We start from the raw sequence: 24,879 nt of genomic DNA, 5'->3' as shown, positions 1-24,879 counted from the left end.
TCCTCGCGACCGGCGCCGCTTTGACCGATGCGGTCGTCTGCGACACGAATCGCCGGCCGCGCAACCATCTTTGGAACATTGCATGACGGCCAAGCGGCTTTCCGCGCCAACCCTTCTTCTGCTGCCGGCCGTGCTCGTGCTGGCGGCGGTGGTGGTCGTGCCGCTCTGCCTGTCTTTCTATTCCAGCTTCACGCCGTTCAGGCTGACACGGCCCGAAACCTTCTTCACCTTCATCGGGCTGCGCAACTATCGCAACATCCTGTCCGACGCGAATTTCTGGTGGGCCTTCGGCCGCACCGTGCTTCTGCTTACCGTCGCGCTCAATCTCGAGATGCTGCTGGGGCTCGGCCTCGCGCTGCTGGTCGAGAAGGCCAGCCGCGGCCAGCGGCTGCTGCGCACCATCATGATGTTCCCGATGATGTTCTCGCCGATCCTGGTCGGCTTCCAGTTCAAGTTCATGTTCAACGACAACATCGGGCTGGTGAACAACGCACTGCAATCGCTCGGCCTGACACAGGACGCCATCCCCTGGCTGATCGAAGGTCATCTCGCCTTCATCGCCATTTCGATCGCCGAGATCTGGTCGTCGACCTCGATCTTCGCGATCCTGATCCTTGCCGGCCTGCTCGCCATGCCGAAGGAGCCGGTCGAGGCAGCGCGCGTCGATGGCTGCACGCCCTGGCAGACCTTCCGCTATGTGACCTGGCCCTTCATCATGCCCTTCGCCTACATCGCCATGACCATCCGCTCGCTCGACGTCGCGCGCGCCTATGACATCGTAAAGATCATGACCGATGGCGGCCCGGCCGGCCGCACCGAGCTGTTATGGACGCTGGTGGCGCGCACCGCCTACAGCGACGCGCGCATGGGCGTCGCCAACGCGATGGCCTATTTCTCGATCCTGCTGTCGATCGCCTTCACCGTCTATTTCTTCAAGAAGCTCGCCGCGGCGCGCACCCAGATCGGCGCGGAGTGGTGAGAATGGACGCCAACGCATCCGCCCGCCTGAAGCGCCGCGCGGCCACGATCGCGCATCGCATCGGTCTGTTCCTCGCCATGCTTTTCATCTGCCTGCCCGGCATCTGGATCGTGCTGTCGTCGCTGCGCCCAACAGTCGAGATCCTCGCCAAGCCACCGGTCTGGATTCCTCAAGAAGTCTCGCTCGATGCCTATGTCGCGATGTTCAGCGGCGTCGGCAAGGGCGGCATTCCCGTCCTCGACTATTTCCGCAACTCGCTGATCATTTCGGTGACGTCCACCGTCATCGCCATCGCCATCGGCATGGCCGGCGGCTACGCCTTCGCGCGCTACCGCTTCCGCGGCAAGTCGGCGATGTTCCTCGGCCTGATGCTGACGCGCACCGTGCCCGGCATCGCGCTCTCGCTACCGCTGTTTTTCGTCTATGCGCGCCTCGACATCATCGACACGCATTTCGGCCTGATCCTGGCCTATGTCGCGCTCAACGTGCCGTTCACCATCTGGCTGATCGACGGCTTCTTCCGCCAGGTGCCGAAGGATCTCGCCGAGGCCGCGCAGATCGACGGCTGCACGCGCTGGCAGGCCTTCTGGCAGGTCGAGTTTCCGCTCGCCGGACCGGGCATCGCATCCGCGGGGATATTCGCCTTCCTCACCTCCTGGAACGAATTCGCGCTGGCTTCGCAGCTGACGCGCTCGATCAATTCGAAAACACTGCCCGTCGGGCTGCTCGACTATACGGCCGAGTTCACCATCGACTGGCGCGGCATGTGCGCGCTGGCCGTGGTGATGATCATCCCAGCGCTTATCCTCACTTTCATCGTGCAAAAGCACCTCGTCGGCGGCCTCACCTCCGGCGCGGTGAAAGGTTGATCCGATGGCGATTGTCTCGCTCAAGAAACTGACCAAGCGTTACGGCAACATGGAGATCGTCCACGGCATCGACCTCGATGTCGCCGACCGCGAATTCATCGCGCTGGTCGGGCCGTCCGGCTGCGGCAAGTCCACGACACTGCGCATGATCGCGGGGCTCGAGGACATCTCGGGCGGCACGATCGAGATCGGCGATCCGCATCGTCAACGACCTGCCGCCGCGCTCGCGCAACATCTCGATGGTGTTCCAGTCCTACGCGCTCTATCCGCATATGACGGTGCGCGAGAATCTCGGCTTCTCGCTGAAGATCGCCGGCGCGCCGAAAGAGGAGATGGACCGCCGCGTCGCGGAGGCGTCGGCCATCCTCGGCCTCGACGCGCTGCTCGAGCGCCGTCCCTCACAGCTTTCCGGCGGCCAGCGCCAGCGCGTCGCCATGGGCCGCGCCATCGTGCGCGATCCGGACGTCTTCCTGTTCGACGAGCCGCTGTCGAACCTCGACGCCAAGCTGCGCACCCAGATGCGCACCGAGATCAAGAAGCTGCACGCCAAGGTGAAGTCCACCGTCATCTACGTCACGCACGACCAGGTCGAGGCGATGACACTCGCCGACCGCATCGTCATCATGCGCGACGGCTATATCGAGCAGGTCGGCACGCCGGACGAGGTTTTCCAGCGCCCCGCGACGCGTTTCGTCGCCGGCTTCATCGGCTCGCCGCCGATGAACCTGCAGGAAGCGACCGTCGACGACGGCAAGGTCGTCTTCGCCGGCGGCCAGAGCCTGCCGCTGCCCGGCCGATTCAAGGCCAGGGTGAGCGCCGGCGACAATGTGGTGTTCGGTCTGCGTCCCGACGATCTCTACCCCGTGGGCCACGGCTTGCACTCTGGCGACGCCGCGGACGTCCATGAGATGGAGCTGCCGGTGACGGTGACCGAGCCGCTCGGAAACGAAACGCTGGTGTTCGCCGAATTCGACCGCCGCGACTGGGTCTCGCGCATGCTGAACCCCAGGCCACTGAAGGCAGGCGACCGCGTCGCAATGCACTTCGACCTGTCGCAGGCGCATCTCTTTTCCGCGGAAACCGGCAAATCCTTGAGGAACTGACGATGGCGAAGATCGAGAAAGTCGAGCTTGCGATGGTCGATCTGGTGCCGAAGGTGAAGCGCACCGACGCCATCCAGAGCTTCGTCAGCCAGGAGACGCCGATCGTCACCATCACCGATGCCGACGGCGCGGTCGGCATGGGCTACAGCTACACGATCGGCACCGGCGGCTCGTCGGTGATGCGGCTTCTGGCAGACCACCTCGCGCCGCGCCTGATCGGCCAGAACGCCGACCAGATCGAAGCCATCTGGCACGATCTCGAATTCGCCACGCACGCCACCACGATCGGCGCCATCACCGCAATCGCGCTCGCCGCGATCGACACCGCGCTTTGGGACCTTCGGGCGAAGAAGCAGAAGCTGCCGCTGTGGAAGCTCGCCGGCGGCGCCAAGGACCGCTGTCCGCTCTACACCACCGAAGGCGGCTGGCTGCACATCGAGACGGCGGCCCTTGTCGAGGATGCGCTGGCCGCCAAGGCTAACGGCTTCACCGGCTCCAAGGTCAAGATCGGAAGGCCGCATGGCTCGGAGGATTTTGCGCGGCTGTCGGCGGTGCGCAAGGCGGTCGGCGACGGCTACGAGATCATGACCGACTGCAACCAGGGTTTCTCTGTCGACGAAGCCATCCGCCGCGCCGAGCGGCTGCGCGATCTCGACCTCGCCTGGATCGAGGAGCCGCTGCCGGCCGACGACATCGACGGCCATGTGCGGCTGTCGAATTCGACCGCGACGCCGATTGCCGTCGGCGAGTCGCTTTATTCGATCCGCCATTTCCGCGAATATATGCAGAAGGGCGGCTGCAACATCGTCCAGGTCGACGTCGGCCGCATCGGCGGCATCACGCCCTGGCTGAAGGTGGCGCATATGGTGGAGGCCTTCGACATGCCCGTCTGCCCGCATTTCCTGATGGAACTGCATGTCAGCCTGGCCTGCGCGGTGCCGAACGGCAAATATGTCGAGTACATTCCGCAACTGGATGAGTTGACGGGCAAGAAGATGGTGATCGAGAACGGCCATGCGCTGGCGCCGAGCGAGCCGGGCCTCGGCATCGACTGGGATTTCGATGCGCTCAAGGCGCGCAGCATCGCCGAGTTCAACGTCACCATCACCGAACGGAGGAACTGAGATGCAGCGAATGGGCATGGTGCTCGGCCTGAAGCCGGAGAAGGTCGAGGAATATGTGCGCCTGCATGCGGCCGTCTGGCCAGATGTGCTGAAGATGATCTCGGCCTGCAACATCAAGAACTACTCGATCTATCTCAAGCGGCCGGAGAACCTGCTGTTCTCCTATTTCGAGTATCACGGCACCGACTACGCAGCCGACGCGGCCAAGATGGCCGCCGACCCGAAGACCCAGGAATGGTGGGCGGTCTGCATGCCGTGCCAGGAGCCTTTGCCGACCAGGCAGGAAGGCGAATGGTGGGCGATGATGGACGAAGTCTTCCACCATGACTGACGCCTTCGATCCCGCCTCGCTGGCGCAGTCCTGGCCAGTTCCTGCAAAGCCGCGCCCGATCGTCACCTTCGGCGCCGGTTCGATCGTTGGCGATGCGCATTTCCCGGCCTATCGCAAGGCCGGCTTTCCGATCGCGGGCCTCTACGATCCGGACCAGGCCAAGGCGCAGGCACTCGCCGAGCAATGGGGCGTGACCGCCTTCCGCTTGGTGGATGAGGCAGCGGCAGTCAAGGACGCGATCTTCGATCTGGCGACGCCGCCTGGCCGGCACGCCGAGGTCCTGAAGGCCCTGCCCGACGGCGCGGTCGCATTGATCCAAAAGCCGATGGGCAACTATCTCGGCGAGGCGACCGAGATCCTTGAAATCTGCCGCGCCAAGAAGCTCAAGGCGGCGGTGAACTTCCAGCTCCGCTTCGCGCCGATGATGCTGGCGCTGAAGGACGCGATCGCCAAGGGCTGGCTGGGCGAGGTCGTCGACTTCGACGCCTGGCTGGCGCTCGCCACGCCCTGGCAGCTCTGGGAGTTCCTGCTCAAGGCGCCGCGCGTCGAGATCGCCATGCATTCGATCCATTACCTCGACCTGATCCGGCAGCTCCTGGGCGACCCCAAGGGGGTTCACGCGAAAACGCTCGGCCATCCCAATCACAACGTCGCGCAGACCCGCACCAGCGCCATTCTCGACTATGGCGACACGGTGCGCTGCGCGCTCTCGATCAATCACGACCACAAGTTCGGGCGCCGGCATCAGGCCTGCGAGTTCCGCGTCTGCGGCACCGAGGGTGCTGCCTACGTCAAGCTCGGCCTCAATCTCGACTATCCGCGCGGCGAGCCTGATGTTTTGGAGATCTACCCCAAGGGCGGATCGGACTGGGTCAGCGTGCCGCTGGCCGGCGAATGGTTCCCCGACGCCTTTGTCGGGCGCATGGCCAATGTCCAGCGCTTCGCTTGCGGCGAGGACGCCGAACTGGTCAGCTCGGTCGAGGACGCCTGGAACACGATGGCGCTGGTGGAAGCTGCCTATCGATCGAGCGCCGCGCCGGCGACGCCGCTGGCCGAAAAACCGTAGGGAACGGCATGGAACAGGTCACCTATTTCGAGGATTACGAGATCGGTTCGTCGCGGCTGACCAGCGGCCGCACGATCACCGAGACCGACTTCGTCGTCCATGCCGGCCACACCGGCGACTTCTTCCCGCATCACATGGATGCCGAGTTCATGAAGACGACGCCCTTCGGCCAGCGCATCGCGCATGGCACGCTGGTGTTCTCGGTCGGCGTCGGCCTGACGGCGAGCGTCGTCAACCCGGTGGCCTTCTCCTACGGCTATGACAGGCTGCGCTTCATCAAGCCGGTGTTCATCGGCGACACGATCCGCACCCGCACGACGATCGCCGCGAAGGAAGACGATCCGAAACGCCCGGACTCAGGGCGCGTCTTCGAACGCGTCGAGGTCATCAACCAGCGCGACGAAGTCGTACTCGCCGCCGATCATATCTACATCGTCGAGCGGCGCCCCCGGCTCGGCTGAAAGACGGAGACAGAAACAACATGGCTGATCTGACAGGCAAGGTCGTTGTCGTTACCGCAGCGGCGCAGGGCATTGGTCGGGCAAGCGCATTGGCTTTCGCCAGGGCCGGCGCGATCGTCCACGCCACCGACATCAACGAGACGGCCCTGGCCGAGCTCGGCAAGACGCCTGGCGTCAAGACCCACAAGCTCGATGTGCTGAACAACGAGGCCGTGACGGCCGCCTTCGCCGAGATCGGCCCTGTCGACGTGCTGTTCAACTGCGCCGGCTTCGTCCATTCCGGCTCCATTCTCGATATGAAGGACGAAGACCTCGACTTCGCCTTCAATCTCAATGTGCGAGCCATGATCCGCACCATCCGCGCTGTGCTGCCCGGCATGCTGGAGCGCCGCGATGGCTCGATCATCAACATGGCCTCGGTCGCCGGCGCGCCGAAGGGCGTGCCGAACCGCTTCGCCTATGGCGTGACCAAGGCGGCCGTGATCGGCCTGACCAAATCGATCGCCGCCGACTATGTCGCCAGGGGAATCCGCTGCAACGCGATATGCCCCGGCACGGTGGAGAGCCCGTCGCTCGAAAGCCGCATGCGCGCCCAGGGCGACTATGAAGCCGCTCGCGCGGCCTTCATCGTCCGCCAGCCGATGGGAAGGCTGGGCACGGCGGAGGAGATCGCCGATCTTGCCGTCTATCTCGCCGGCGCCACCTATACGACCGGACAGGCCTATAATATCGACGGCGGCTGGTCGATCTGACGAGGCAATGAGCATGACCCGCATCACCGATCTTCGCGTCTTCGACCTGCGCTTTCCGACATCGCAAAGCCTCGACGGCTCGGACGCGATGAACCCCGACCCGGACTATTCCGCGGCCTACGTCATCCTCGACACCGATGCCCCGTCGCTGAAGGGCCATGGGCTCACCTTCACCATCGGCCGCGGCAACGAGATCTGCTGCGCGGCGATAGAGGCATTGCGCCATCTGGTCGTCGGGCTCGACCTCGACTGGGTCAAGCAGGATCCCGGCCGCTTCTGGCATCATGTGACCGGCGACAGCCAGTTGCGCTGGATCGGCCCCGACAAGGGCGCCATGCACCTCGCCGTCGGCGCGGTGGTCAATGCGGTCTGGGACCTGTGGGCGAAGGAGGCCGGCAAGCCGGTCTGGCGGCTGGTCGCCGAGATGAGCCCGGAAGAGATCGTGTGGATCGTCGACTTCCGCTACCTCACCGATGCGATCACACCGGCCGAGGCGCTGGAGATCCTGAAGCGGGCCGAGGCCGGCAAGGCCGAGCGCATCGCCACCCTCGAGAGTGAAGGCTATGCCTGCTACACCACCTCGGCCGGCTGGCTCGGCTATCCCGACGACAAGCTCAGGCGTCTCTGCCAGGAGGCCGTGGACCAGGGTTTCAATCATATCAAGCTCAAGGTGGGCCGCGACCGCGCCGACGACGTCCGCCGTCTCAGGATCGCCCGCGAGGTGATCGGCCCGGACCGCTATCTGATGATCGACGCCAACCAGGTCTGGGAGGTCGACCAGGCGATCGACTGGCTGCGTGATCTCGCCTTCGCCAAGCCCTTCTTCATCGAGGAGCCGACCAGCCCTGACGATGTCGCCGGCCACGCCAAGATCCGCAAGGCTGTCGCGCCGATCAAGGTCGCGACCGGCGAGATGTGCCAGAACCGCATCATGTTCAAGCAGTTCATCGCCGGCGGCGCCATCGATGTCGTGCAGATCGATTCCTGCCGCATGGGCGGCCTCAACGAAGTCCTGGCGGTGCTGCTGATCGCCGCCAAGTTCGGCCTGCCGGTCTGGCCGCATGCCGGCGGCGTCGGCCTGTGCGAATACGTCCAGCATCTCTCGATGATCGACTATGTTGCCGTCTCGGGCACCAAGGAGGGACGGGTGATCGAATATGTCGATCACCTGCACGAGCATTTCGTCGAGCCCTGCATCATCGAGAGTGCAGCGTACATGCCGCCGGCGGCGCCGGGCTTCTCGATCGAGATGAAGCCGGACTCCATTGCCGCCTACCAATTCCGTGGCTGAACTCGGGCTGTAAGCAGACAAACAGGCCTGCGTGCGGCTTTGCCTCTTCAACGCTCAGCACGACGCCTGATCTGGCGCCGTGATCGGCGTCAACCGACCTCGACGGCCAGCACCGAGACGCAATCGCCGCCCTTCACCAGGCCTGGAAAATGGCGCGCGGCCAGCATGCCCGACATCCTGGCCTTGATCTCCTGTGGCGCGACGCCGGTGCGGCCGGTCGAATGGATGCGCGCCACGACCTGGCCCTCGTCCACCTTCCCGCCGAGATCGATCATGGTCTCGATCATGCCGTCATCCTCGGCGAAGGCGAAGCAATCGCCCGACGGCATGTCGAGCCATTGCGTTGGAGTCTTCTCGACTGCGCCGGCAACGATGCCGGCATGGCGCAGCACGTTGAGGATGCCGCGTCGGGCAATCCGCACCGTCTCGGCCCGCGACGTCCCGCCGCCGCCGAGCTCGGTGGTGACGAAGACCTTGCCCATCTCCTCGGCCGCCGTGTCGTACATGCCGACCGCGTCGATCTCGGTCATGCGCATCGAGAACGGCGCCGAGAAAGCCTCGACCGCGGCGAAGGCCTTCTTTTCCTGCGCCTTGTCGGGCAGCGTGTGCGCCGCGCAGAACGGCACGAAGTCCAGCGTCTTTCCGCCCGAGTGGAAGTCGAACACGATATCAGCCCGCAGCAGCAGGTCGCGCTGGAAATAGTCGGCGATCTTTTCCGTCACCGTGCCGTCGGGCCTGCCGGGGAAAGAGCGGTTCATGTTGCCCTTGTCGATCGGCGAGGTGCGCGTGCCGGCGCGGAACGCCGGATAGTTCATCGCCGGCACGATGATCACCATGCCGGAGACGTCCTTCGGATCGAGCGTGCGGGCAAGCTCATAGAGAGCCAGCGGCCCCTCATACTCGTCGCCGTGATTGCCGCCGGTCAGCAGCGCCGCCGGCCCCTTGCCGTTACGGATCACGCAGATCGGGATCGTCACCGAACCCCAGGCGGAATCGTCGCGGCTGTAAGGCAGGCGCAGGAAGCCGTGCTGGACGCCGTCGCGCTCGAAGTCGACGGTCGGCGTGATCGGCGATGGACGCAGAGCTGACATCGGTCTCAGTCCTTCACGAACAGCTTTCGCGGCACGTTGGCCAGGCATTCGACGCCGGTCTCGGTGATCAGGATCGACTCGGTGATCTCCAGCCCCATCGTCTCCAGCCACAGGCCGGTCATGAAATGGAAGGTCATGCCGGGCTTGAGCTCGGTGCGGTCGCCGGGGCGCAGGCTCATCGTGCGCTCGCCCCAGTCCGGCGGATAGGAAAGACCGATCGAGTAACCGGTGCGGTTGTCCTTGACGATGCCGTACTTCTTCAGGACGGCGAAGAAGGCATTGGCGATGTCCTCGCAGGCATTGCCCGGCCTGGCGGCGGCAAGGCCTGCCTCCATGCCTTCCAGCGTCGCCTTCTCGGCGTCGAGGAAGGCCTGCGTCGGCTTGCCGAGGAAGACGGTGCGCGACAGCGGGCAGTGGTAGCGGTTGTAGCAGCCGGCGATCTCGAAGAACGTCCCCTCGCCCGCCTTCATCGGCTGGTCGTCCCAGGTGAGATGCGGCGCCGAGGCATCGGCGCCCGACGGCAACAGCGGCACGATCGCCGGATAGTCGCCGCCGATGCCTTCGACGCCGCGCGTGCCGGCATCGTAGATCTCGGCGACCAGATCGCATTTGCGCATGCCGACCTCGATTTTGTCGGCGATGCGCTGGTGCATGGCCTCGACGATGCGGGCGGCGTTGCGCATGTAGTCGATCTCGGTCGGGCTCTTCACCGCGCGCTGCCAGTTGACCAGCGCGGTGGCGTCGACGAACCGGGCGTTGGGCAGGTGCTGCTGCAGCGCGGCGAAGGCGGCGGCGGAGAACCAGTAATTGTCCATCTCGACGCCGATGGCGAGCTTGTCCCAGCGGCGCTCCGCAAGCACGCTGGCGAGATAGTCCATCGGGTGCCGTTCGGTCGACTGCACATAGTGGTCGGCGTAGCCGACGATGTTGTCATGCGCGAGATAGGCTGTGCGCTTGGCGCCGTTGGCGTCCTGGCCACGGCCGTACCAGACCGGCTCGCCCGAAGGCGGCACGATGACCGCCTGATGCACATAGAAGGACCAGCCGTCATAGCCGGTCAGCCAGGCCATGTTAGAGGGATCGCTGACGACCAGCAGATCGACCCCCTTGGCCTCCATGGCCTTCCGCGTCTTGGCGAGGCGATCGGCAAACTCGCTTCGCGAGAATTTAAGGTTTGGCTGCATTTTTCTTGGTCCTCGTTGTTGGGCCTCGCGGCCAGCATCAGCTTTCGAAAATCGTTCCGGCATTGGCTGCTCGCGCACGGTCACGGGCTAAGGTGGCGATCGCAGTGTCCTGCACGCCGGTGCCGGTCAGGTCGGCGATGGTGATGTCACTTTGCGAGCGTCGTCCGTGCCTCTCGCCGGCGATGATCTGGCCGAGTTCGCTGACATCTGCCTCGGCGGCCATCACACCGGCGGCAATGGCGTGGTGAAGCTCGCCGAGACGCCGCGTCTGCTTCGCGCTGTCGGCGACATAGAGATCGGCCATGCGCAGGATCGCCGGCGCGATCTCGTTCTTGTGCTCGGCATCCGAGCCCATGGCGGTGATGTGCTGGCCGGCAACAACGAAGCCGGCCTTGACCAGCGGCTCCGTCGAAGGCGTGGTGGTGACGATGATGTCGGCGCCGGCTGCCGCATTCGCCGCATCCGGCTCGGCCCGCACCATGATGCCCAGCTTCTCTCGCAAACGACCTGCAGTTGCCTCGGCCCTGGCTGCATCGCGCGCCCAGATGCGCGCCTCCTCGATCGGCCGCACGAGGCGCAAGGCTTCCAGTTGCAGGCCGGCCTGCAAACCGGCGCCGAAGATCGCGGCCACGGTGGAGTCCTCGCGCGACAAATGCTTGGCCGCGACTGCGCCGGCGGCGGCCGTGCGGACGTCAGTCAGATAGCCGTTGTCGAGCAGCAGCGCCTCGACCACACCGGTCTTGGCCGACAGCAGCACCATCATGCCGCCGCCGCTGGGCAGACCGAGCGCCGGATTGTCGAAAAAGCCGGAGCTTATCTTGACGGCGAAGCCGTCGATGCCGGGCATGTAGGCGGACTTCACGTCGACTTCGCCGCGATGCTCGGGAATGTCGAGCCTCAGGATCGGCGGCATCGCCACCGGCAGTGTCGCCAAGGCGCGAAAGGCGTTCTCGACGCAGGCGACCGCGTCGAGATCGAGCGTCACGATCTTGCGCAGTTCAGCCTCGGTGAGGATTGTCATGCGGCTCATGCGGCGCGCTCCTCCAGTGCAGGGTCGCCGCAGACGATGCGGCGATGCAGGCTCATGTCGATATTGCGGCCGGACAGGATGAGGACGGTGGAGCCGCTTGGTTTCACCTTTCCGGAAAGCAGCGCGCCGATGCCGACGGCGCCCGCGCCCTCGACGATCTCGCGCTCTTCCGCATAGGCATGGCGGATGCCGGCGGCGATCTCGTCCTCGGAAAGCAGGATCACATCGTCGAGCAGGCCGCGGCACATGGCAAAGGTCAGCCGATTGTCGAGGCCGATGCCGCCGCCGAGCGAGTCCGCAAGCGTCGGCAATTCCTCGGCCTGCACTGGGCGGCCGGCATCGAGGCTCGCCTTCATCGCGGCGCCGCGCGCCATCGAGACGCCGATGACTTTGGTAGCCGGACTCATTCCCTTGACGGCCGCGGCAACGCCCGCCGCCAGGCCGCCGCCGGAGAGCGGCACCAGCACATTTGCCGCGTCCGGAACCTGCTCCATGATCTCCAGGCCCAGCGTGCCCTGCCCGGCTATGATGTCGGGATGATCGAAGGGCGGCAGCATGACGAGCCCTTCCTCCGCCACCAGCCTGTCGACCTCCTGCTGGGCGTCGTCCTGGCTGTTGCCGACGATGCGGACATCCGCGCCGAGGCGGCGGATGGCATCGAGCTTGTTCTCGGGCACCAGTTTCGACATGCAGATCACCGCGCGCATGCCCTCGAGCCTGGCGGCATGCGCGAGCGCGCGGCCGTGATTGCCGGTCGATGCCGCGACGACGCCGCGCGATCTTTCTTGCGGGCTCAGCGCGGCGATGGCGTTGGAGGCGCCGCGCAATTTGAACGCGCCGGTGGTCTGGTGATGCTCCAGTTTCAGATGGATAGGATGGCCGGCACGGTCCGAGAGGCTCTGCGACTTGACGGCAGGGGTACGCTCGACCTTGCCGGCAATATTTTCGCGCGCCGCGCGAATCTGCTGAAGCGTGACTGGCATTTCGTTCACGGACATTCCGATCACTGGGCCAGCGGCTTTGTCATCAGCCGGCCGAACTCCGGCCGCGGCGCCTCGTCGCCACAGAGCCGCAGGCAGTTCCACGCGCTGGCCTGGTTGCTGGTCACGACCGGGCGCCCGATTGCTTCTTCCATGCCGGGAACGGCAAGCGCGGCGCGCAGCGCCGTGCACGAAACGAACAGCGCATCGGCCTGCGCATGCATGGCCTTGCGCGCCTGCTCGACGAGGGAAGCCGGCGCAATCCGCGCCATCTCGCGATCATCCTCGAAGCCGAGGCAGGTGAAGCTCTCGATATCGAAGCCGTGCGCGGCGAAATAGGTCGCCATCGGGCGGCTGGTCTCGACGGTGTAAGGCGTGAGGATGCTGATCCGCTTTACTCCAAAAGCGTTCAGCCCGCGCACACCGGCCATCGGCGGCGTGACCACGGGAACGTCGGGTTTGGCCGCCTGGATCGCCGCTTCGATGTCGGCATCGCCGATCACCACGGACGCCGAGGTGCAGGAATAGCAGACGGCGTCGAGGGACTCGTCCGGCAGGATGAGCGCAGCGCCCGCCGAAAGCGACGGCTGCATCTTGCGCAGATTTTCCGGCGTCGTTGGATTGGCATAGGGAATGCGCGCGACATAGACGCCGATCCGCTCGCTCGCCACCATGCGGTGGAAGTCGACCTCGCTGGTATGGTCGGTGGCAAGGGTGATCAGGCCGATGCGTTTTTCGAGCGGACGCGCGTCGAGGGCGGGCCGGCTCGGCGCCAGCCGGATTTCGGGCAGCGGTTTCATGACTTTCATCTCTCGATCCTGCCGTAGCGATGCTCCAGCCAGCGCAAAAGCACGACGGAGCAGAGGCTGATGACGAGGAAGAAGGCGCCGACCAGCGTCATCGGCTCGATATAGCGGTAGTAGGTGTTGGCGACGCTCTTGGCCTGGTTCATCAGCTCCAGCACGGTAATCGCCGAAAGCAGCGGCGTCTCCTTGAACATGGCGATGAAGTAGTTGGCCAAAGCCGGGATCATCGGCGGGATCGCCTGCGGCAGGATGACGTGCGTCCAGGTGTGGCGGCCGTTGAGATTGCAGGCCTTGGCGGCCTCCCACTGGCCGCGCGGCACATTGTCGATGCCGGCGCGATAAACCTCGGCCGTGTAGGTGCCGTAGTGCAGGCCAAGCCCGATGACGCCCGCCACCAGGGGCGGCAAAAGAATGCCGATGTCGGGCAGCACGTAGAAGATGAAATAGAGCTGCACCAGAAGCGGCGTGCCGCGGATGAATTCGGCGAACCAGCCGACGCTGCGTGACACGGTCCGGTTCGGCGAACGCCGCGCCAGCGCTATCGCCAGGCCGACGATCGCCGCCAGCGCCGAGCCGAGCACCGTCGCCAGGATCGTGATCTTCACGCCCTGGATCAGAGTCGGCATGATCTCGCGGACGAAGTTCCAATCCCATTCCATCAGTGGGTCCATTCCATCACACACGCACTCCGTCGAGGCCGCGCGCCATGCGGCGCTCCAGCGAGCGGACGCCCCAGGAGATGATCAGCGCGAGCGCGAAATAGATGACCAGCACGGAGACGAAGGGCATCAGCGTGCTGCCGGTCTGCGAGCGCACCACCTGCGCCTGGAAGGTGAGATCGGCGAGCGAGATCAGCGACACGACCGACGTCGCCTTGAGCAGCTCGATCGCATTGTTGCCGAAGGTCGGCAGCATGACCAGCAGCGCCTGCGGCAGGATGACGTGGCGCATGCCTTGCCAGCGGCCGAGGTTGAGCGCCGTGCAGGCCTCGTACTGCTCGCGGCCGATCGACAGGATGGCGCCGCGCACCACTTCGGCGGCATAGGCGCCGACATTGAGCCCCAGCGCCAGCACGCCTGCCTGCAAGGGTGTCAGCGACAGGCCGGCAAAGGGCAGCACGAAATAGGCCCAGAACAGCTGCACGAAGATCGAGGTGCCGCGGAAGAACTCGATGTAGGTCGTGGCCAGCGCCCGGAAAATGAAGACGCGCGACACGCGGCCCATGCCGGCGAGGAAGGCCATGACGAGTGCGAGCACAGATCCCATCAGCGTCAGCTCGATGGTGACAAGCGCTCCCTGCAATATCAGGCCGAGATAGCCGGACCACTGGGTCATTGAATTAGATGTTTCCAACGTTTCGTCTTGGCATCTTCTTCCCGTTCACGGGGAGAAGATGCCGGTCCACCCCCGAAGCTGCAGCGCAGCTGCTGCGAGGAGGGGCAGGCGGATGAGGGGCAGAGCCAGCGTCTGAGATCTTGGCGCCGCCCCTCGTCCGACCCTTCCGGCCACCTTCTCCCCGCAAGCGGGGAGAAGGGAGAAGGTCCTACTTCGCCGCGCAGAGTTTCTCGCGCGTCGTCGACATCGCCGCCTTGGCGGAGAAGCCGTAGGGCTCGATGATCTTGGCGAACTCGCCCGACTTCTTCATCTTGGCGAGCTCGACGTCATAGGCATCGCGCAGCGCCTCGTCGCCTTTCTTGAAGGCGGCGCCGTCGCAATAGACCGGCGCGCCCTGCACCGGCGCGATCACTTCGAGGTTCGGATCGTTGGCCTTCTTGATGAGGTCGTTGATCGACAGAACGGGCAGCGAATAGGCGTCGATGCGACCGTCCTGCACCATCTTCAGGCCGCTCTGGCCGTCCGGCACCACGATGACGCGATCGCGCGGCACGCCGGCATTGAGCGCCAGCTTCTCCTCGGTGCCGCCGCCCGGCGCGCCGACGGTGGCTGAGCTATCCTTGGCGATGTCCTCGTAGCTCTTGAAGCCCTTTGGATTGCCCTTCTTCACCAGCATCGCTTCCGCATCGCACAGCACCGGCTCGGAATAGGCGACCGCCGCGCAGCGCTCGGGCTTCATGAACAGGCCGGCGGTGACGACGTCGAAGCGGCCGGCCTGCAGGCCGGGAATCATGGCGCCATATTCGGAGATGGAGGCGACGATGTCGTTGACGCCGAGGCGCTTGAAGATTTCGCGCGCCACGTCCGGCGCCGCGCCTGAGACCTTGCCGTCGGCGGCCACCGCCGTATAGGGCGGCTCATTGGCAATGGCGACGCGGGCGAAGCCCTGCCCCTTGAGCTGCTCGAGCTTTGCGTCGTCCGCCGAACGCGCACCGGAGGCGAGCAGCATCGTGCTCGCTGCGAGACCGGCGACGCCAGCCAGAATGACAAGTTTCTTCATCGTTCCCAACTCCTTGTTTCTCTTCTGCTTGCTCAGTTCCGGGCATTCAGGCCCCGGACGACTTTCGTCGCCTCGGGACCACTTCGTCGCCCGTGCATGGCGGTCAGACGCGATGTCCGGCCGCGATGATCTTCTTCAGGAAGCCCTGCGTGCGCTCCTGCTTGGGATGGCGGAAAATCTCATCGGGCTTGCCTTCCTCGACGATCCTGCCCCGGTCGAAGAACAGCACACGGTCGGCGAAGTCGTGGGCAAAGCCCATCTCGTGGGTGACCAGAAGCATGGTCATGTCGGTCTCGGCGGCGAGCTTGCGCATGACGTTGAGCACCTCCTCGACCAGTTCGGGATCGAGCGCCGAGGTGACCTCGTCGAACAGCATGATCTTGGGCGACAGCGCCAGCGCCCGGGCGATCGCGACGCGCTGCTTCTGGCCGCCGGAAAGCTGCGCCGGCATGCTCTTGGCCTTGTCGGCCAGGCCCACCATGTCGAGCAGTTCCATCGCCCGCTTTTCGGCGGCGGCGCGCGAAACACCCTTGGTCAGCATCGGCGCCAGCGTGACGTTGTCCATGACGCATTTGTGCGGGAACAGGTTGAAGAGCTGGAAGACCATGCCGATCTTCTGGCGCATCTTGGCAAGGTGCCGCTCGTCGGCCGGCAGCAGCTGGCCGTTGCGCTCCATGTGATAGAGCTGCTCGCCTTCGATCTGGATATGGCCGCCGTCAATCTTCTCCAGCGTCATCAGGATGCGCAGGATCGTCGTCTTGCCCGATCCGGACGGGCCGATCAGCGCCAGCTTCTCGCCCGGCATGACCTGCATCGACAGGCCGTCCAGCACCTTGAAGGTGCCGAAGCTCTTCGAAATGGCGTCGACCTTGATGATGGGCGCGGGCAATATTTTTCCCCGTTCTGGAGCAGCCTGTGCCCTTAACGATGCGAAACGCGCCAAATCATGTCAATTGGGAAAATAATATCATGACAATATTTCGAGCGCCGCACAATTTCAGGGCAATCTATAGGATCAAATGGCGAGCAGGAGATGCTCCGGATCGCCAAGCAGGAGCTTGGCGACAACGCTCAGGCCGGCGCGCAGTTCCCCTTCGGTGGTCGAACCGAGCGAAATGCGGACGGCCGGATGCCAGGGCGTATCGGCGATGCGGAAGGAGGTACCAGGCGCGATCGCCACCCCGCGCAGGCGCGCCTGCGCAACGAAGCTTTCCTCGGCGCGGTCGCCTGGCAGTTCGAGCCATAGATGCAGCCCGTCGCGATGGACGCGGTAGTCGACCCCTGCCAGCATCTCGGCTGCGATCTCCTGGCGCTGCCGCAATGCCCCGCGCTGCCAATTGACCAGTTCCATCGCCGTGCCGTCGTTCACCCAGCGCGTGGCGATCTCTGCCACCATCGGCGTCGCCATCCAGTTCGAGACCAGGTGGCGGTTGGCCACCGCCGCGACATAGCGGTCCGGCACCGCGAGATAACCGATGCGCAGGCCGGGCACGGTGATCTTGGTGAAGGAGGTGACATAGAGCGTACGCTCGGGCGCGAAGGCGGCGACCGGCGGCGGCCGGCCTTCGACGAGCGGACCCAGCACATCGTTCTCGATGATGGCGATGTCGTGCTTGCGCGCGACGGCGGCAATCTGCTCGCGCCGCGCGGCGTCCATCAGGGTCGCCGTCGGGTTGATCACCGAAGGCTGGACGAAGACCGCGCGGATGTCTGACAGACGGCAGGCCTCGTCGAGCGCCTCGGGGATCAGCCCGTTGCCGTCGATCGGCAGCCCTTCGAGATTGAAGCCGAGATAGCGGGCCAGCGGCACCAGCGTGTGGTGGCCGATCGCTTCGGTGGCGACGGTCGAGCCGGGCGGCGCGACGCTCATCAGCGCCACCGTCATCCCGGCGGTCGCGCCGTTGGTGAGGCAGACATTCTGCGGCGAGACTTCGAGGCCGCAGAGCTTCAGCCACTCGACCGCCACTGCGCGGTGGCGCGGAAACACCATGTTCGGCCGGAACGACAGGGCCGAGCTCGACGACAGGTTCTCGGCCAGCCAGGAGAGCGCCTGCTTCAGTCTCTCCAGATGCATCGGCTCGCACACCGGTTTCAGGATGGAGAGGTCGATGACCTCGCCCAGCCGTTCCGGAAGATAGGGCGGTTCCGGCTCGCGGCGCTGTGTCTGCACGAAGCTGCCGCGTCCGACCTCGCCGGAAATCAGGCCGCGGCGGATCAGCTCCTCATAGGCGCGGCTGACGGTCTGCACCGAAAGTTTCAGCTCATCCGCGAGGTGGCGGTGCGTCGGCAACCGCGCGCCATTGGCGAGCCGCCCGTCATGGATCGCGCGGGCGAACTGGTCGGCCAGCGAAAGGTAGGCCGGCCTGCGGATGAGCGCGGGATCTGGTCGCCATAATGTCATGACTTATTAGAGATCGAAATCAGTGCAATTGACAATCGAAATAATGCATCGTCATGGTGTCCCGGGCAAAGAAACGGAGCCGGCATGGCGGCAGCGAAACTCGACCCGATCGACCTCAAGATCCTGGACGCCATCCAGCACGACGGGCGCATCACGAAGCTGGCGCTGGCCGAGAAGGTCGGCCTGTCGCCGACGCCCTGCTGGATGCGGCTGCGCAAGCTGGAGAAGGCCGGCATCGTTTCCGGCTATCACGCTTCGATCGCCATGCGCAGCATAGCGCCGGTGGCGACGGTGCTCATGGAGGTGACTCTGGCCAGCCACCGCCAGGCCGATTTCGATCGCTTCGAGCGGGTCATCCGCGACATAGCCGAGATCGTCGCCTGCTGGTCGGTCGGCGGCGGCGTCGACTATGTGCTGAAAGTGATGGCACGCGACATCGACGCCTATCAGCGGCTGGTCGACAGCCTGCTGGAACGCGAGATCGGCATCGACCGTTACTTCACCTACATCGTCACCAAGACGGTGAAGGAGGAGACGGTGCTGCCAGTCGCCGATCTTCTGCCGGGGCAATGAGCCAGGCGATCGTCATCCATGGGCGAAGCAAGGAGCGATGCGACGCAGCGTAGACCCAAGGATGACGTCGTTGAGGAGGCTCGGCAATTTTCACGGCTCAGCGGCATCCGCCGGCAGTCGAGCTAGAGAGATCATCTGGACCCGAGGGCCAATAGAGACGATCTCTCTCCATCAGACTGCCGAAACAGCCTCTCTGTCTTAGCGGCGCGGCTAATCTCTCGGCATCGCCTCGGCACCGGGAGACAATCGATGTCCGCGCATTTTGCCCGCACGAACCACCACGACGCGCTCGACCGCCTCGCTGACCGCCGCCTGCTGCGCGCCCTCGCCTATGTCGACGGCCATTGGACTGCAAGCGAAGCGGCGGAAAGTTTTGAGGTCACCGATCCGGCGACCGGCGCCACCGTGGCCTTCGTCGCCGCGCTCGATGCCGGGCAGACAACAAAGGCGATCAACGCGGCTTCCCGAGCGTTTCCCGCCTGGCGCTCGGCTCTGCCGCAGGAGCGTTCAAGAATTTTGCGAAAATGGTTCGACCTGATCGTCGCCGCCAAGGACGACCTGGCGCTGCTGATGACGCTGGAACAGGGCAAGCCGCTGAAGGAATCGCTGGGCGAAATCGACTACGCCGCCTCTTTCGTCGAGTGGTATGCCGAGGAAGCAAAACGCCTCAACGCCGAAAGCGTCACCAGCCATTTGCCCAATGCCGAAATGAGCGTGCGCCGCGAGCCGCTCGGCGTCGTCGGTGTCGTCACACCATGGAATTTCCCTTCGGCCATGCTCACCCGCAAGGCAGCAGCAGCCCTCGCCGCCGGCTGCACAGTGGTGGCGCATCCATCCTCGGAAACGCCGCTCTCGGCGCTGGCGCTGGCCGAGCTCGGCGAACGCGCCGGACTTCCGGCCGGCGTCTTCAACATCGTCACCGGCGATGCGCGCACCATCGTTGGCGCGATGTGCGCCGATGCCCGCGTCCGCGCCATGAGCTTCACCGGCTCGACCGAAGTCGGCCGGCTGATCGCCGCGCAGAGTGCCCCCACCATGAAGCGGCTGGTGATGGAGCTCGGCGGGCATGCGCCGCTGATCGTGTTCGACGATGCCGATATCGATAAAGCGGTGACCATCGCGCTCGACGCCAAATTCGCCACCTCCGGCCAGGATTGCCTCGCCGCCAACCGCATCTATGCGCAGCGGTCCGTCTATGATCGCTTCTGCACCGCCTTCGCGCGCCGCATCGAGCAGCTCCGCATCGGCAACGGGCTATCCGCGGACGTCGATATCGGCCCGCTGATGCATGAGCGCGCTGTCAAGAAGGTGGAGGAGCAGGTGGCGGATGCGCTCGTCCACGGCGCGCGCTGCCTGACCGGCGGTAAGCGCCACGCGGCCGGGCCGCTGTTCTACCAGCCGACGCTGCTCGTCGATGTGCCGGACGAAGCGCTGATCATGCGCGAGGAAACCTTTGGCCCGGTCGCCGCCGTGACGCCCTTTGACGACGAGGCGGGGGTTGTCGCCCGCGCCAACGCCACGGAATACGGCCTCGTCGCTTATGTCGTGACCGAGAACGGCGCACGGCAGTCGCGCATGGGCCGCGCGCTGGATTACGGCATGGTCGCGATCAACCGGGTCAAGATCACCGGTGCGCCGATCCCGTTCGGCGGCGTCAAGCAGTCCGGCATCGGCCGCGAAGGCTCGCGCCACGGGCTCGAAGCCTTCACCGATCTCAAGTATCTCTGCCTGGATGTCGCGTAAGTCCGCGTCCGGCTATCCCTCAAGGAGTTGAAAAAATGCTCGAACAATCCAACGAACTCTCGGCCTGGGACCGCGACCACTTCTTCCATCCCTCGACGCATATGGGCACGCATGCGCGCGGTGAATCGCCGGCCCGCATCATGGCCGGCGGCGAAGGCGTCACCATCTGGGACAACACCGGCAGGAAGAGCATCGATGCCTTCGCCGGCCTCTATTGCGTCAATGTCGGCTACGGACGCCAGAAGATCGCCGATGCCATCGCTGAGCAGGCGAAGAACCTCGCCTACTACCATGCCTATGTCGGCCACGGCACCGAGGCCTCGATCCGGCTTGCCAAGATGATCATCGACCGCGCCCCGAAGGGCATGAGCCGAGTCTATTTCGGCCTCTCCGGCTCCGATGCCAACGAGACCAACATCAAGCTGATCTGGTACTACAACAACGTTCTCGGCCGTCCCGAGAAGAAGAAGATCATCTCGCGCTGGCGCGGCTATCACGGCTCGGGCGTGATGACGGGATCGCTGACCGGGCTGGAGCTCTTCCACAACGCCTTCGACCTGCCGCGCGCGCCGATCCTGCACACCGAGGCGCCCTACTATTTCCGCCGCGTCGACCGGTCGATGAGCGAGGAGCAGTTCTCGCAATATTGCGCCGACAAGCTCGAGGAGATGATTGTCGCCGAAGGCCCGGACACGGTCGCGGCCTTCATCGGTGAGCCGATCCTCGGCACCGGCGGCATCGTGTCGCCGCCGGCCGGCTATTGGGAAAAGATCCAGGCCGTGCTGAGCAAATACGACGTGCTTTTAGTCGCCGACGAGGTGGTCACCGGCTTCGGCCGTCTCGGCACCATGTTCGGTTCCGACCACTACGGCATCAAGCCGGACCTGATCACCATCGCCAAGGGGCTGACCTCGGCCTATGCGCCGCTTTCCGGCGTCATCGTTTCCGATAAGGTCTGGCAGGTGCTGGTCAAGGGCTCCGACAAGCTGGGCTCGCTCGGCCATGGCTGGACCTATTCGGCGCACCCGATCTGCGTTGCCGCGGGCGTCGCCAATCTCGAACTGATCGACGAGATGGATCTGGTGCGAAATGCCGGCGAGACCGGTGCCTACTTCCGCGCCGAGCTCGCCAAGGCCGTCGGTGGCCATAAGCATGTCGGCGAGGTGCGCGGCGACGGCATGCTGGCCGCGGTCGAGTTCGTCAAGGATCGCGATGATCGCGTCTTCTTCGATCCGGCGCTGAAGGTCGGGCCACAGATCGCGACGGCGCTTGCCGCCGATGGCGTTCTTGGCCGCGCCATGCCGCAGGGCGATATCCTCGGCTTCGCGCCGCCGCTCTGCCTGACGCGCGAGGAGGCCGACATGATCGTCGCCAAGACCGCCGACGCGGTGAACAGCGTGTTTGCCAGTATCTGAGAAGCGACATCTGAGAAGCGACATGAATGCCATGACCGGAACCGTTCCAGCAACGATGGCCGCCGTGCAGCTCACCGGCCATGGCGGGCTGGAAAAGCTCGTCTATCGCACCGACGTGAAGGTGCCCTCGCCCGCCGCCAGCGAAGTGCTGGTCAAGGTCAGAGCCTGCGGCATGAACAACACCGACGTCTGGGTGCGCCAGGGCGCCTATGGCACGGAGGAGGATGCGGCAGCCGTGTCGACCTGGCGCCGGCAGGGCAACACGCTGACCTTCCCGCGCATCCAGGGCACCGACACGGTGGGCACCATCGTCGCCGTCGGTGACGGCGTGCCGGCAAGCCGCATCGGCGAGCGCGTGATGGTCGACTTCTCCATCTACAACCGCGACGACGATTCGCTTGCCGACATCGACTATATGGGCCACGGCCGCGACGGCGGATACGCCGAGTACCAGGCGCTGCCGGCCGAGAACGCGCATGTCGTCGACACCGATATGAGCGACGTCGAGCTGGCCACCTTCTGCTGCGCCTATCTCACCGGCGAGCAGATGCTGGAACGCGCCGCGCTGAAGGCCGGCGAGCGGGTGCTGGTAACCGGCGCGTCCGGCGGCGTCGGCTCCGGCATCGTGCAGCTGGCTCGGGCGCGCGGCGCCATTCCCTATGCGCTCGTCGGCAAAGGCAAGGAGCAGGCCGTGCTCGACATCGGCGCCGAAAAAGTGATCACACGCGGCGTGGCCGACCTGCCGTCCGCCATCAACGAGGCGACCGGCGGCCAACCCATCGACGTGGTCGCCGACCTCGTCGGCGGCGCCATCTTCAACGACCTGCTGCGCATTCTGCGGCCCGAAGGCCGCTACACCACGGCGGGCGCCATCGCCGGCCCGCTCGTTCAGCTCGATCTGCGCACCATGTATCTGAAGCAGCTTCAGCTGCACGGCTCGAGCCAGGGCACCAGGGGCGATTTCCGCCGCATCGTGCGCTACATCGAAGAGAAGAAGATCAGGGCGCTGGTCGGCGGCGTCTACAAACTGTCGGACTTCCACCGCGCCCAGGCGGACTTCATGGCCAAGGATTTCGTCGGCAAGCTCGTGGTGGTGCCGGACGCGGTGGCGAACGCCGGCGAATGAGACGGTCGAATGTCGAGGCTCTGCGCTCCCGCGATCACCCCAGCTCCAGCGTGGTGATGCCGAAGACCTTGGTCGGCGGGTTGCCCGGCTTGCCGCCCTTGTACATGCGGGTGGTCGTGAAGCCTGCAACCATGCCGGCGGCCTGAAGCATGGCGGTGAAGCCGACCTGGGTGGCCGGCACATCGATGTGCAGCACTTCGCCCGCTGTCCTGTCCGACAGCGTCGCCACCAGCGCCAAGGCTGTGTCCATCCCATCTGCGAACAGCGGGCCGATCTTGAATCCCTCGCGGCATCGGCGCGCTGCGCCATAGCCGGCAATGCCGGCCGAACCGGCGGACATGAGCGCGATCCGCGGCGGCTGCAGCCATTCCCGCAGGAAGGCCTCGCGCGGCGCCGGGAAGCACTGGCGGTCGTAGGCGAGGATTTCGGCGAAGCCGGCGGCCGTCGCAGGCAGGATGTCGCCGCCGCCGGCCAGGCGGACAGCTCCTCCGCTGAAGCGGACGGTCTCATAGGCAGGCACGAACCCCTTGCGCTGGTAGTTGGTCCTTTGCTCGGGCACGCCGTCGAGGCCGATGATCCGCTCGCCGAGCCGGGCCATGCCGGCGTCCCAGACCGCTTTGCCATGGCCTTCGCCACGCCGGTCGGGCCGGCAGATATAGAGGCCGATGAAGCCGAAACCCGCGCCATAGGCGACGGCCGAAATGCCGGCCATCATCTCGCCGCCGACAAAGGCGCCGATGAACCCTGCCGGATCGGCGGCCCGCAGAGCGGCCGCATCGCCGATACCCGGATTCCAGCCTTCCGCCGCGGCCCAGTCGATGAGCGTTTCCACTTCGCTGGCGGTCAGCGTCCGGATCGTTCTCGGCATTGTCTCACTCGGCTGCGGCCTGGATTTCAGGTTGCCACGATAGGTCGTGGCCCGCGGCTTGCAAAGGGCGTCTTTCCGAGGCGGGCTGGCAAAGCGGTGAAGAACTAACGCGGCGCGCGTCAGCCGGCTGACGGAGCAAAGGTCTGACGATCGCAGCGTTCTGACCAGACTTGCGCCTAGAGTGATTTTCCAAACCGAAGCAAAGAGTTAGCGAGGAACGCGCCAAGCAATCCTCCGTTGTTCCAAAGGGCAACTGGACACAATCGGCGAAGGCTTTAAATCTGCATCTGCCTTTGCCTGGAATCGAATGGAGTGCCGCAGGAAATGCCGCTGAGCGCCGAAGAGATCGCCAGTCATCCGGCAGCACTCCGTGGTGTCCAGGAACAGTCGCGCGCGCTCATCCATATCTACGAAACCAGCCCGCGCCTTGCCGCCGTCTTTGCCACCCAGCAGCGCTGGTTGCTCGGCCATGTCGGGCTCGCATTGCATTTCAGGCGCGACCCCAATGACCGCCGCACCGAAATGACGGTGGCGCGTTTCATCGAGGTCGTGCGCCGCAATTCGGTCGCCAGCCGCAATACCGCCGAGGCGTTTGTCAAGGAAATGCTGCACTACAACATCGCCGAATATCTTTCGACGAGCGGCGATGGCCGCGCCCACCCGTTGCGGGTGACCGCGGCCACCATCGAGACCTTCACCGGCTGGATCCATGCCCATTTGCGGACGCTTGATCAGATCGATGGCGGGAACCGGCTGGCAACCTTCCTCGCGCGCCCCGATATGCTGGCAAAGCTGCAGCCCTTGATCTGCGACGGGCTGCTCGCGTCCGGTCCGGTGCGGGAACCCGAGCAAACCTTCTCGTTGTTCATCTGGTTGAACAATGGCGGCATCGTCATGGATTGGCTGATGTCGGGCATCGACCCAGACGACGCCAACCTCGAGAAGATTCCGACCAGCGTCATTTCGATCGGCGAATTCGCCCATTGGCTGAAGCTCTCGCGCACGCATCTGGCGCGCAAGCTCCATGACGCCGAGGTGCTCGGCAGCATCGGCTGGGTCGGCCAGCGCGGACATTCAGTCATGTGGGTCTCGCGGCAGTTCTTCGACGAATACATGGCCGTGCAGGCTGCCAAGCTCGCTGTCGTCGACGCAGCCTTCGAGGCGTGTTTTTCCGGCACAGGCGAAGGCTGAGCGCCGGAGCCTGCCTTAAAGGCTCATCCCGCAAAAACCGGCGGTTGCACTGGTGGGCGCCTGCCGAAACTGCTATCGCAAGACTTTGCGATACTTGGCG

24 protein-coding genes and 1 pseudogene are annotated in these 24,879 nt (G+C 65.1%); 14 read left to right on the top strand and 11 right to left on the bottom strand.

The genetic code is table 11. The annotated features are described in order from the left end of the window. Positions 1–82 precede the first annotated feature (82 nt). The 9 genes and pseudogenes from EJ067_RS25265 (at position 83) to EJ067_RS25225 (ending at position 7,976) form a co-directional block, all read left to right on the top strand. A complete protein-coding gene (locus EJ067_RS25265) occupies positions 83–979 on the top strand; it encodes a sugar ABC transporter permease (RefSeq protein ID WP_126087913.1) in 897 nt (298 codons plus the stop codon). Between the two features lie 2 nt (positions 980–981). Further along, on the top strand, positions 982–1,848 hold the full coding sequence (locus EJ067_RS25260) for a carbohydrate ABC transporter permease (RefSeq protein WP_126087912.1): 867 nt from the start codon (positions 982–984) through the stop codon (positions 1,846–1,848). A 4-nt stretch (positions 1,849–1,852) separates the two neighbouring features. Then, positions 1,853–2,951, top strand: a pseudogene (ugpC, locus tag EJ067_RS25255) (sn-glycerol-3-phosphate ABC transporter ATP-binding protein UgpC). 2 nt (positions 2,952–2,953) lie between these two features. Further along, on the top strand, positions 2,954–4,075 hold the full coding sequence (locus EJ067_RS25250) for a mandelate racemase/muconate lactonizing enzyme family protein (protein WP_126087911.1): 1,122 nt from the start codon (positions 2,954–2,956) through the stop codon (positions 4,073–4,075). A gap of 1 nt (position 4,076) precedes the next feature. Beyond that, positions 4,077–4,406 carry an L-rhamnose mutarotase gene (locus EJ067_RS25245; RefSeq protein ID WP_126087910.1) on the top strand — a complete coding sequence of 110 codons (330 nt, stop codon included), beginning with the start codon at positions 4,077–4,079 and terminating at the stop codon, positions 4,404–4,406. Further along, positions 4,399–5,472, top strand: a complete 1,074-nt coding sequence (locus tag EJ067_RS25240) for a Gfo/Idh/MocA family oxidoreductase (protein ID WP_126087909.1) — start codon at positions 4,399–4,401, stop codon at positions 5,470–5,472. Before EJ067_RS25245 ends, EJ067_RS25240 begins: the two co-directional genes overlap by 8 nt. A gap of 8 nt (positions 5,473–5,480) precedes the next feature. After that, positions 5,481–5,933 carry a MaoC/PaaZ C-terminal domain-containing protein gene (locus EJ067_RS25235; protein ID WP_126087908.1) on the top strand — a complete coding sequence of 151 codons (453 nt, stop codon included), beginning with the start codon at positions 5,481–5,483 and terminating at the stop codon, positions 5,931–5,933. Between the two features lie 20 nt (positions 5,934–5,953). Further along, positions 5,954–6,685 carry an SDR family oxidoreductase gene (locus EJ067_RS25230; RefSeq protein WP_126087907.1) on the top strand — a complete coding sequence of 244 codons (732 nt, stop codon included), beginning with the start codon at positions 5,954–5,956 and terminating at the stop codon, positions 6,683–6,685. A gap of 13 nt (positions 6,686–6,698) precedes the next feature. Further along, positions 6,699–7,976 (top strand): L-fuconate dehydratase, encoded by a 1,278-nt coding sequence (locus tag EJ067_RS25225; protein WP_126087906.1) that lies wholly within the window; start codon positions 6,699–6,701, stop codon positions 7,974–7,976. Between the two features lie 89 nt (positions 7,977–8,065). Here EJ067_RS25225 and doeB read toward each other — a convergent pair whose 3' ends face one another. The 10 genes from doeB to EJ067_RS25175 form a co-directional block, all read right to left on the bottom strand. Further along, positions 8,066–9,067: a N(2)-acetyl-L-2,4-diaminobutanoate deacetylase DoeB gene (gene doeB / locus EJ067_RS25220; RefSeq protein WP_126087905.1), complete on the bottom strand. Its 1,002-nt coding sequence runs from the start codon at positions 9,065–9,067 to the stop codon at positions 8,066–8,068. A gap of 5 nt (positions 9,068–9,072) precedes the next feature. After that, positions 9,073–10,251: an ectoine hydrolase DoeA gene (gene doeA, locus EJ067_RS25215; RefSeq protein WP_126087904.1), complete on the bottom strand. Its 1,179-nt coding sequence runs from the start codon at positions 10,249–10,251 to the stop codon at positions 9,073–9,075. A 37-nt stretch (positions 10,252–10,288) separates the two neighbouring features. Continuing rightward, the gene (locus tag EJ067_RS25210) at positions 10,289–11,281 is read right to left on the bottom strand and encodes a cyclodeaminase (RefSeq protein ID WP_126087903.1); all 993 of its coding nucleotides are present in this window, start codon (positions 11,279–11,281) and stop codon (positions 10,289–10,291) included. Next, a complete protein-coding gene (eutB, locus tag EJ067_RS25205) occupies positions 11,278–12,279 on the bottom strand; it encodes a hydroxyectoine utilization dehydratase EutB (protein ID WP_189510090.1) in 1,002 nt (333 codons plus the stop codon). Before eutB ends, EJ067_RS25210 begins: the two co-directional genes overlap by 4 nt. 5 nt (positions 12,280–12,284) lie before the next feature. Beyond that, positions 12,285–13,061, bottom strand: a complete 777-nt coding sequence (gene eutA, locus EJ067_RS25200; RefSeq protein ID WP_126089733.1) for an ectoine utilization protein EutA — start codon at positions 13,059–13,061, stop codon at positions 12,285–12,287. Positions 13,062–13,066: 5 nt separating this feature from the next. Then, a complete protein-coding gene (gene ehuD, locus EJ067_RS25195; protein WP_126087902.1) occupies positions 13,067–13,726 on the bottom strand; it encodes an ectoine/hydroxyectoine ABC transporter permease subunit EhuD in 660 nt (219 codons plus the stop codon). Between the two features lie 16 nt (positions 13,727–13,742). Continuing rightward, complete coding sequence (gene ehuC, locus EJ067_RS25190; RefSeq protein ID WP_126087901.1) at positions 13,743–14,402, bottom strand: ectoine/hydroxyectoine ABC transporter permease subunit EhuC; 660 nt, start codon at positions 14,400–14,402, stop codon at positions 13,743–13,745. A gap of 208 nt (positions 14,403–14,610) precedes the next feature. Continuing rightward, positions 14,611–15,411 (bottom strand): ectoine/hydroxyectoine ABC transporter substrate-binding protein EhuB, encoded by an 801-nt coding sequence (gene ehuB, locus EJ067_RS25185; RefSeq protein WP_245468340.1) that lies wholly within the window; start codon positions 15,409–15,411, stop codon positions 14,611–14,613. 154 nt (positions 15,412–15,565) lie between these two features. Continuing rightward, a complete protein-coding gene (gene ehuA, locus EJ067_RS25180; RefSeq protein WP_126087899.1) occupies positions 15,566–16,351 on the bottom strand; it encodes an ectoine/hydroxyectoine ABC transporter ATP-binding protein EhuA in 786 nt (261 codons plus the stop codon). A gap of 126 nt (positions 16,352–16,477) precedes the next feature. After that, complete coding sequence (locus tag EJ067_RS25175) at positions 16,478–17,863, bottom strand: PLP-dependent aminotransferase family protein (protein WP_126087898.1); 1,386 nt, start codon at positions 17,861–17,863, stop codon at positions 16,478–16,480. 84 nt (positions 17,864–17,947) lie between these two features. Between EJ067_RS25175 and EJ067_RS25170 the strand changes: the two genes are divergently transcribed. The 4 genes from EJ067_RS25170 to EJ067_RS25155 all read left to right on the top strand — a co-directional run bounded on the left by EJ067_RS25170 (position 17,948) and on the right by EJ067_RS25155 (position 22,720). Beyond that, positions 17,948–18,436 carry an Lrp/AsnC family transcriptional regulator gene (locus EJ067_RS25170; RefSeq protein WP_126087897.1) on the top strand — a complete coding sequence of 163 codons (489 nt, stop codon included), beginning with the start codon at positions 17,948–17,950 and terminating at the stop codon, positions 18,434–18,436. Between the two features lie 249 nt (positions 18,437–18,685). Further along, positions 18,686–20,179 carry an NAD-dependent succinate-semialdehyde dehydrogenase gene (locus EJ067_RS25165; protein WP_126087896.1) on the top strand — a complete coding sequence of 498 codons (1,494 nt, stop codon included), beginning with the start codon at positions 18,686–18,688 and terminating at the stop codon, positions 20,177–20,179. A 35-nt stretch (positions 20,180–20,214) separates the two neighbouring features. Beyond that, entirely contained in the window at positions 20,215–21,594 is a 1,380-nt protein-coding gene (locus tag EJ067_RS25160) for an aspartate aminotransferase family protein (RefSeq protein ID WP_126087895.1), read from the top strand. A 22-nt stretch (positions 21,595–21,616) separates the two neighbouring features. Next, positions 21,617–22,720: an alcohol dehydrogenase family protein gene (locus tag EJ067_RS25155; RefSeq protein ID WP_126087894.1), complete on the top strand. Its 1,104-nt coding sequence runs from the start codon at positions 21,617–21,619 to the stop codon at positions 22,718–22,720. A 34-nt stretch (positions 22,721–22,754) separates the two neighbouring features. On the opposite strand, the gene EJ067_RS25150 is transcribed toward EJ067_RS25155, so the two are convergent. Next, positions 22,755–23,588: a GNAT family N-acetyltransferase gene (locus EJ067_RS25150; protein WP_126087893.1), complete on the bottom strand. Its 834-nt coding sequence runs from the start codon at positions 23,586–23,588 to the stop codon at positions 22,755–22,757. Between the two features lie 324 nt (positions 23,589–23,912). Here EJ067_RS25150 and EJ067_RS25145 point away from each other — a divergent pair, with 324 nt between their 5' ends. Next, on the top strand, positions 23,913–24,779 hold the full coding sequence (locus tag EJ067_RS25145; RefSeq protein WP_126087892.1) for a hypothetical protein: 867 nt from the start codon (positions 23,913–23,915) through the stop codon (positions 24,777–24,779). Positions 24,780–24,879: the final 100 nt, after the last annotated feature.

The sequence above is a fragment of the Mesorhizobium sp. M1D.F.Ca.ET.043.01.1.1 genome, from assembly GCF_003952385.1.
In the GTDB taxonomy this organism is placed as follows: Bacteria; Pseudomonadota; Alphaproteobacteria; order Rhizobiales; family Rhizobiaceae; genus Mesorhizobium.
Note: the sequence above shows the minus strand (reverse complement) of the source record. Positions and strands in the feature narration are given on the sequence as shown.

Bases quoted from the DNA above. Each gene is read 5' to 3' on its own strand.
- EJ067_RS25250 (WP_126087911.1), top strand. From the start codon at position 2,954: ATGGCGAAGATCGAGAAAGTCGAGCTTGCGATGGTCGATCTGGTGCCG.
- EJ067_RS25155 (WP_126087894.1), top strand. From the start codon at position 21,617: ATGAATGCCATGACCGGAACCGTTCCAGCAACGATGGCCGCCGTGCAG.
- eutA (WP_126089733.1), bottom strand. From the start codon at position 13,061: ATGAAACCGCTGCCCGAAATCCGGCTGGCGCCGAGCCGGCCCGCCCTC.
- doeA (WP_126087904.1), bottom strand. From the start codon at position 10,251: ATGCAGCCAAACCTTAAATTCTCGCGAAGCGAGTTTGCCGATCGCCTC.
- EJ067_RS25145 (WP_126087892.1), top strand. From the start codon at position 23,913: ATGCCGCTGAGCGCCGAAGAGATCGCCAGTCATCCGGCAGCACTCCGT.
- EJ067_RS25210 (WP_126087903.1), bottom strand. From the start codon at position 11,281: ATGAGCCGCATGACAATCCTCACCGAGGCTGAACTGCGCAAGATCGTG.
- ehuB (WP_245468340.1), bottom strand. From the start codon at position 15,411: ATGCTGCTCGCCTCCGGTGCGCGTTCGGCGGACGACGCAAAGCTCGAG.
- EJ067_RS25170 (WP_126087897.1), top strand. From the start codon at position 17,948: ATGGCGGCAGCGAAACTCGACCCGATCGACCTCAAGATCCTGGACGCC.
- EJ067_RS25265 (WP_126087913.1), top strand. From the start codon at position 83: ATGACGGCCAAGCGGCTTTCCGCGCCAACCCTTCTTCTGCTGCCGGCC.
- ehuC (WP_126087901.1), bottom strand. From the start codon at position 14,402: ATGACCCAGTGGTCCGGCTATCTCGGCCTGATATTGCAGGGAGCGCTT.
- ehuD (WP_126087902.1), bottom strand. From the start codon at position 13,726: ATGGAATGGGATTGGAACTTCGTCCGCGAGATCATGCCGACTCTGATC.
- EJ067_RS25260 (WP_126087912.1), top strand. From the start codon at position 982: ATGGACGCCAACGCATCCGCCCGCCTGAAGCGCCGCGCGGCCACGATC.
- eutB (WP_189510090.1), bottom strand. From the start codon at position 12,279: ATGTCCGTGAACGAAATGCCAGTCACGCTTCAGCAGATTCGCGCGGCG.
- EJ067_RS25230 (WP_126087907.1), top strand. From the start codon at position 5,954: ATGGCTGATCTGACAGGCAAGGTCGTTGTCGTTACCGCAGCGGCGCAG.
- EJ067_RS25160 (WP_126087895.1), top strand. From the start codon at position 20,215: ATGCTCGAACAATCCAACGAACTCTCGGCCTGGGACCGCGACCACTTC.
- doeB (WP_126087905.1), bottom strand. From the start codon at position 9,067: ATGTCAGCTCTGCGTCCATCGCCGATCACGCCGACCGTCGACTTCGAG.
- EJ067_RS25235 (WP_126087908.1), top strand. From the start codon at position 5,481: ATGGAACAGGTCACCTATTTCGAGGATTACGAGATCGGTTCGTCGCGG.
- EJ067_RS25225 (WP_126087906.1), top strand. From the start codon at position 6,699: ATGACCCGCATCACCGATCTTCGCGTCTTCGACCTGCGCTTTCCGACA.
- EJ067_RS25245 (WP_126087910.1), top strand. From the start codon at position 4,077: ATGCAGCGAATGGGCATGGTGCTCGGCCTGAAGCCGGAGAAGGTCGAG.
- EJ067_RS25165 (WP_126087896.1), top strand. From the start codon at position 18,686: ATGTCCGCGCATTTTGCCCGCACGAACCACCACGACGCGCTCGACCGC.
- EJ067_RS25150 (WP_126087893.1), bottom strand. From the start codon at position 23,588: ATGCCGAGAACGATCCGGACGCTGACCGCCAGCGAAGTGGAAACGCTC.
- EJ067_RS25175 (WP_126087898.1), bottom strand. From the start codon at position 17,863: ATGACATTATGGCGACCAGATCCCGCGCTCATCCGCAGGCCGGCCTAC.
- EJ067_RS25240 (WP_126087909.1), top strand. From the start codon at position 4,399: ATGACTGACGCCTTCGATCCCGCCTCGCTGGCGCAGTCCTGGCCAGTT.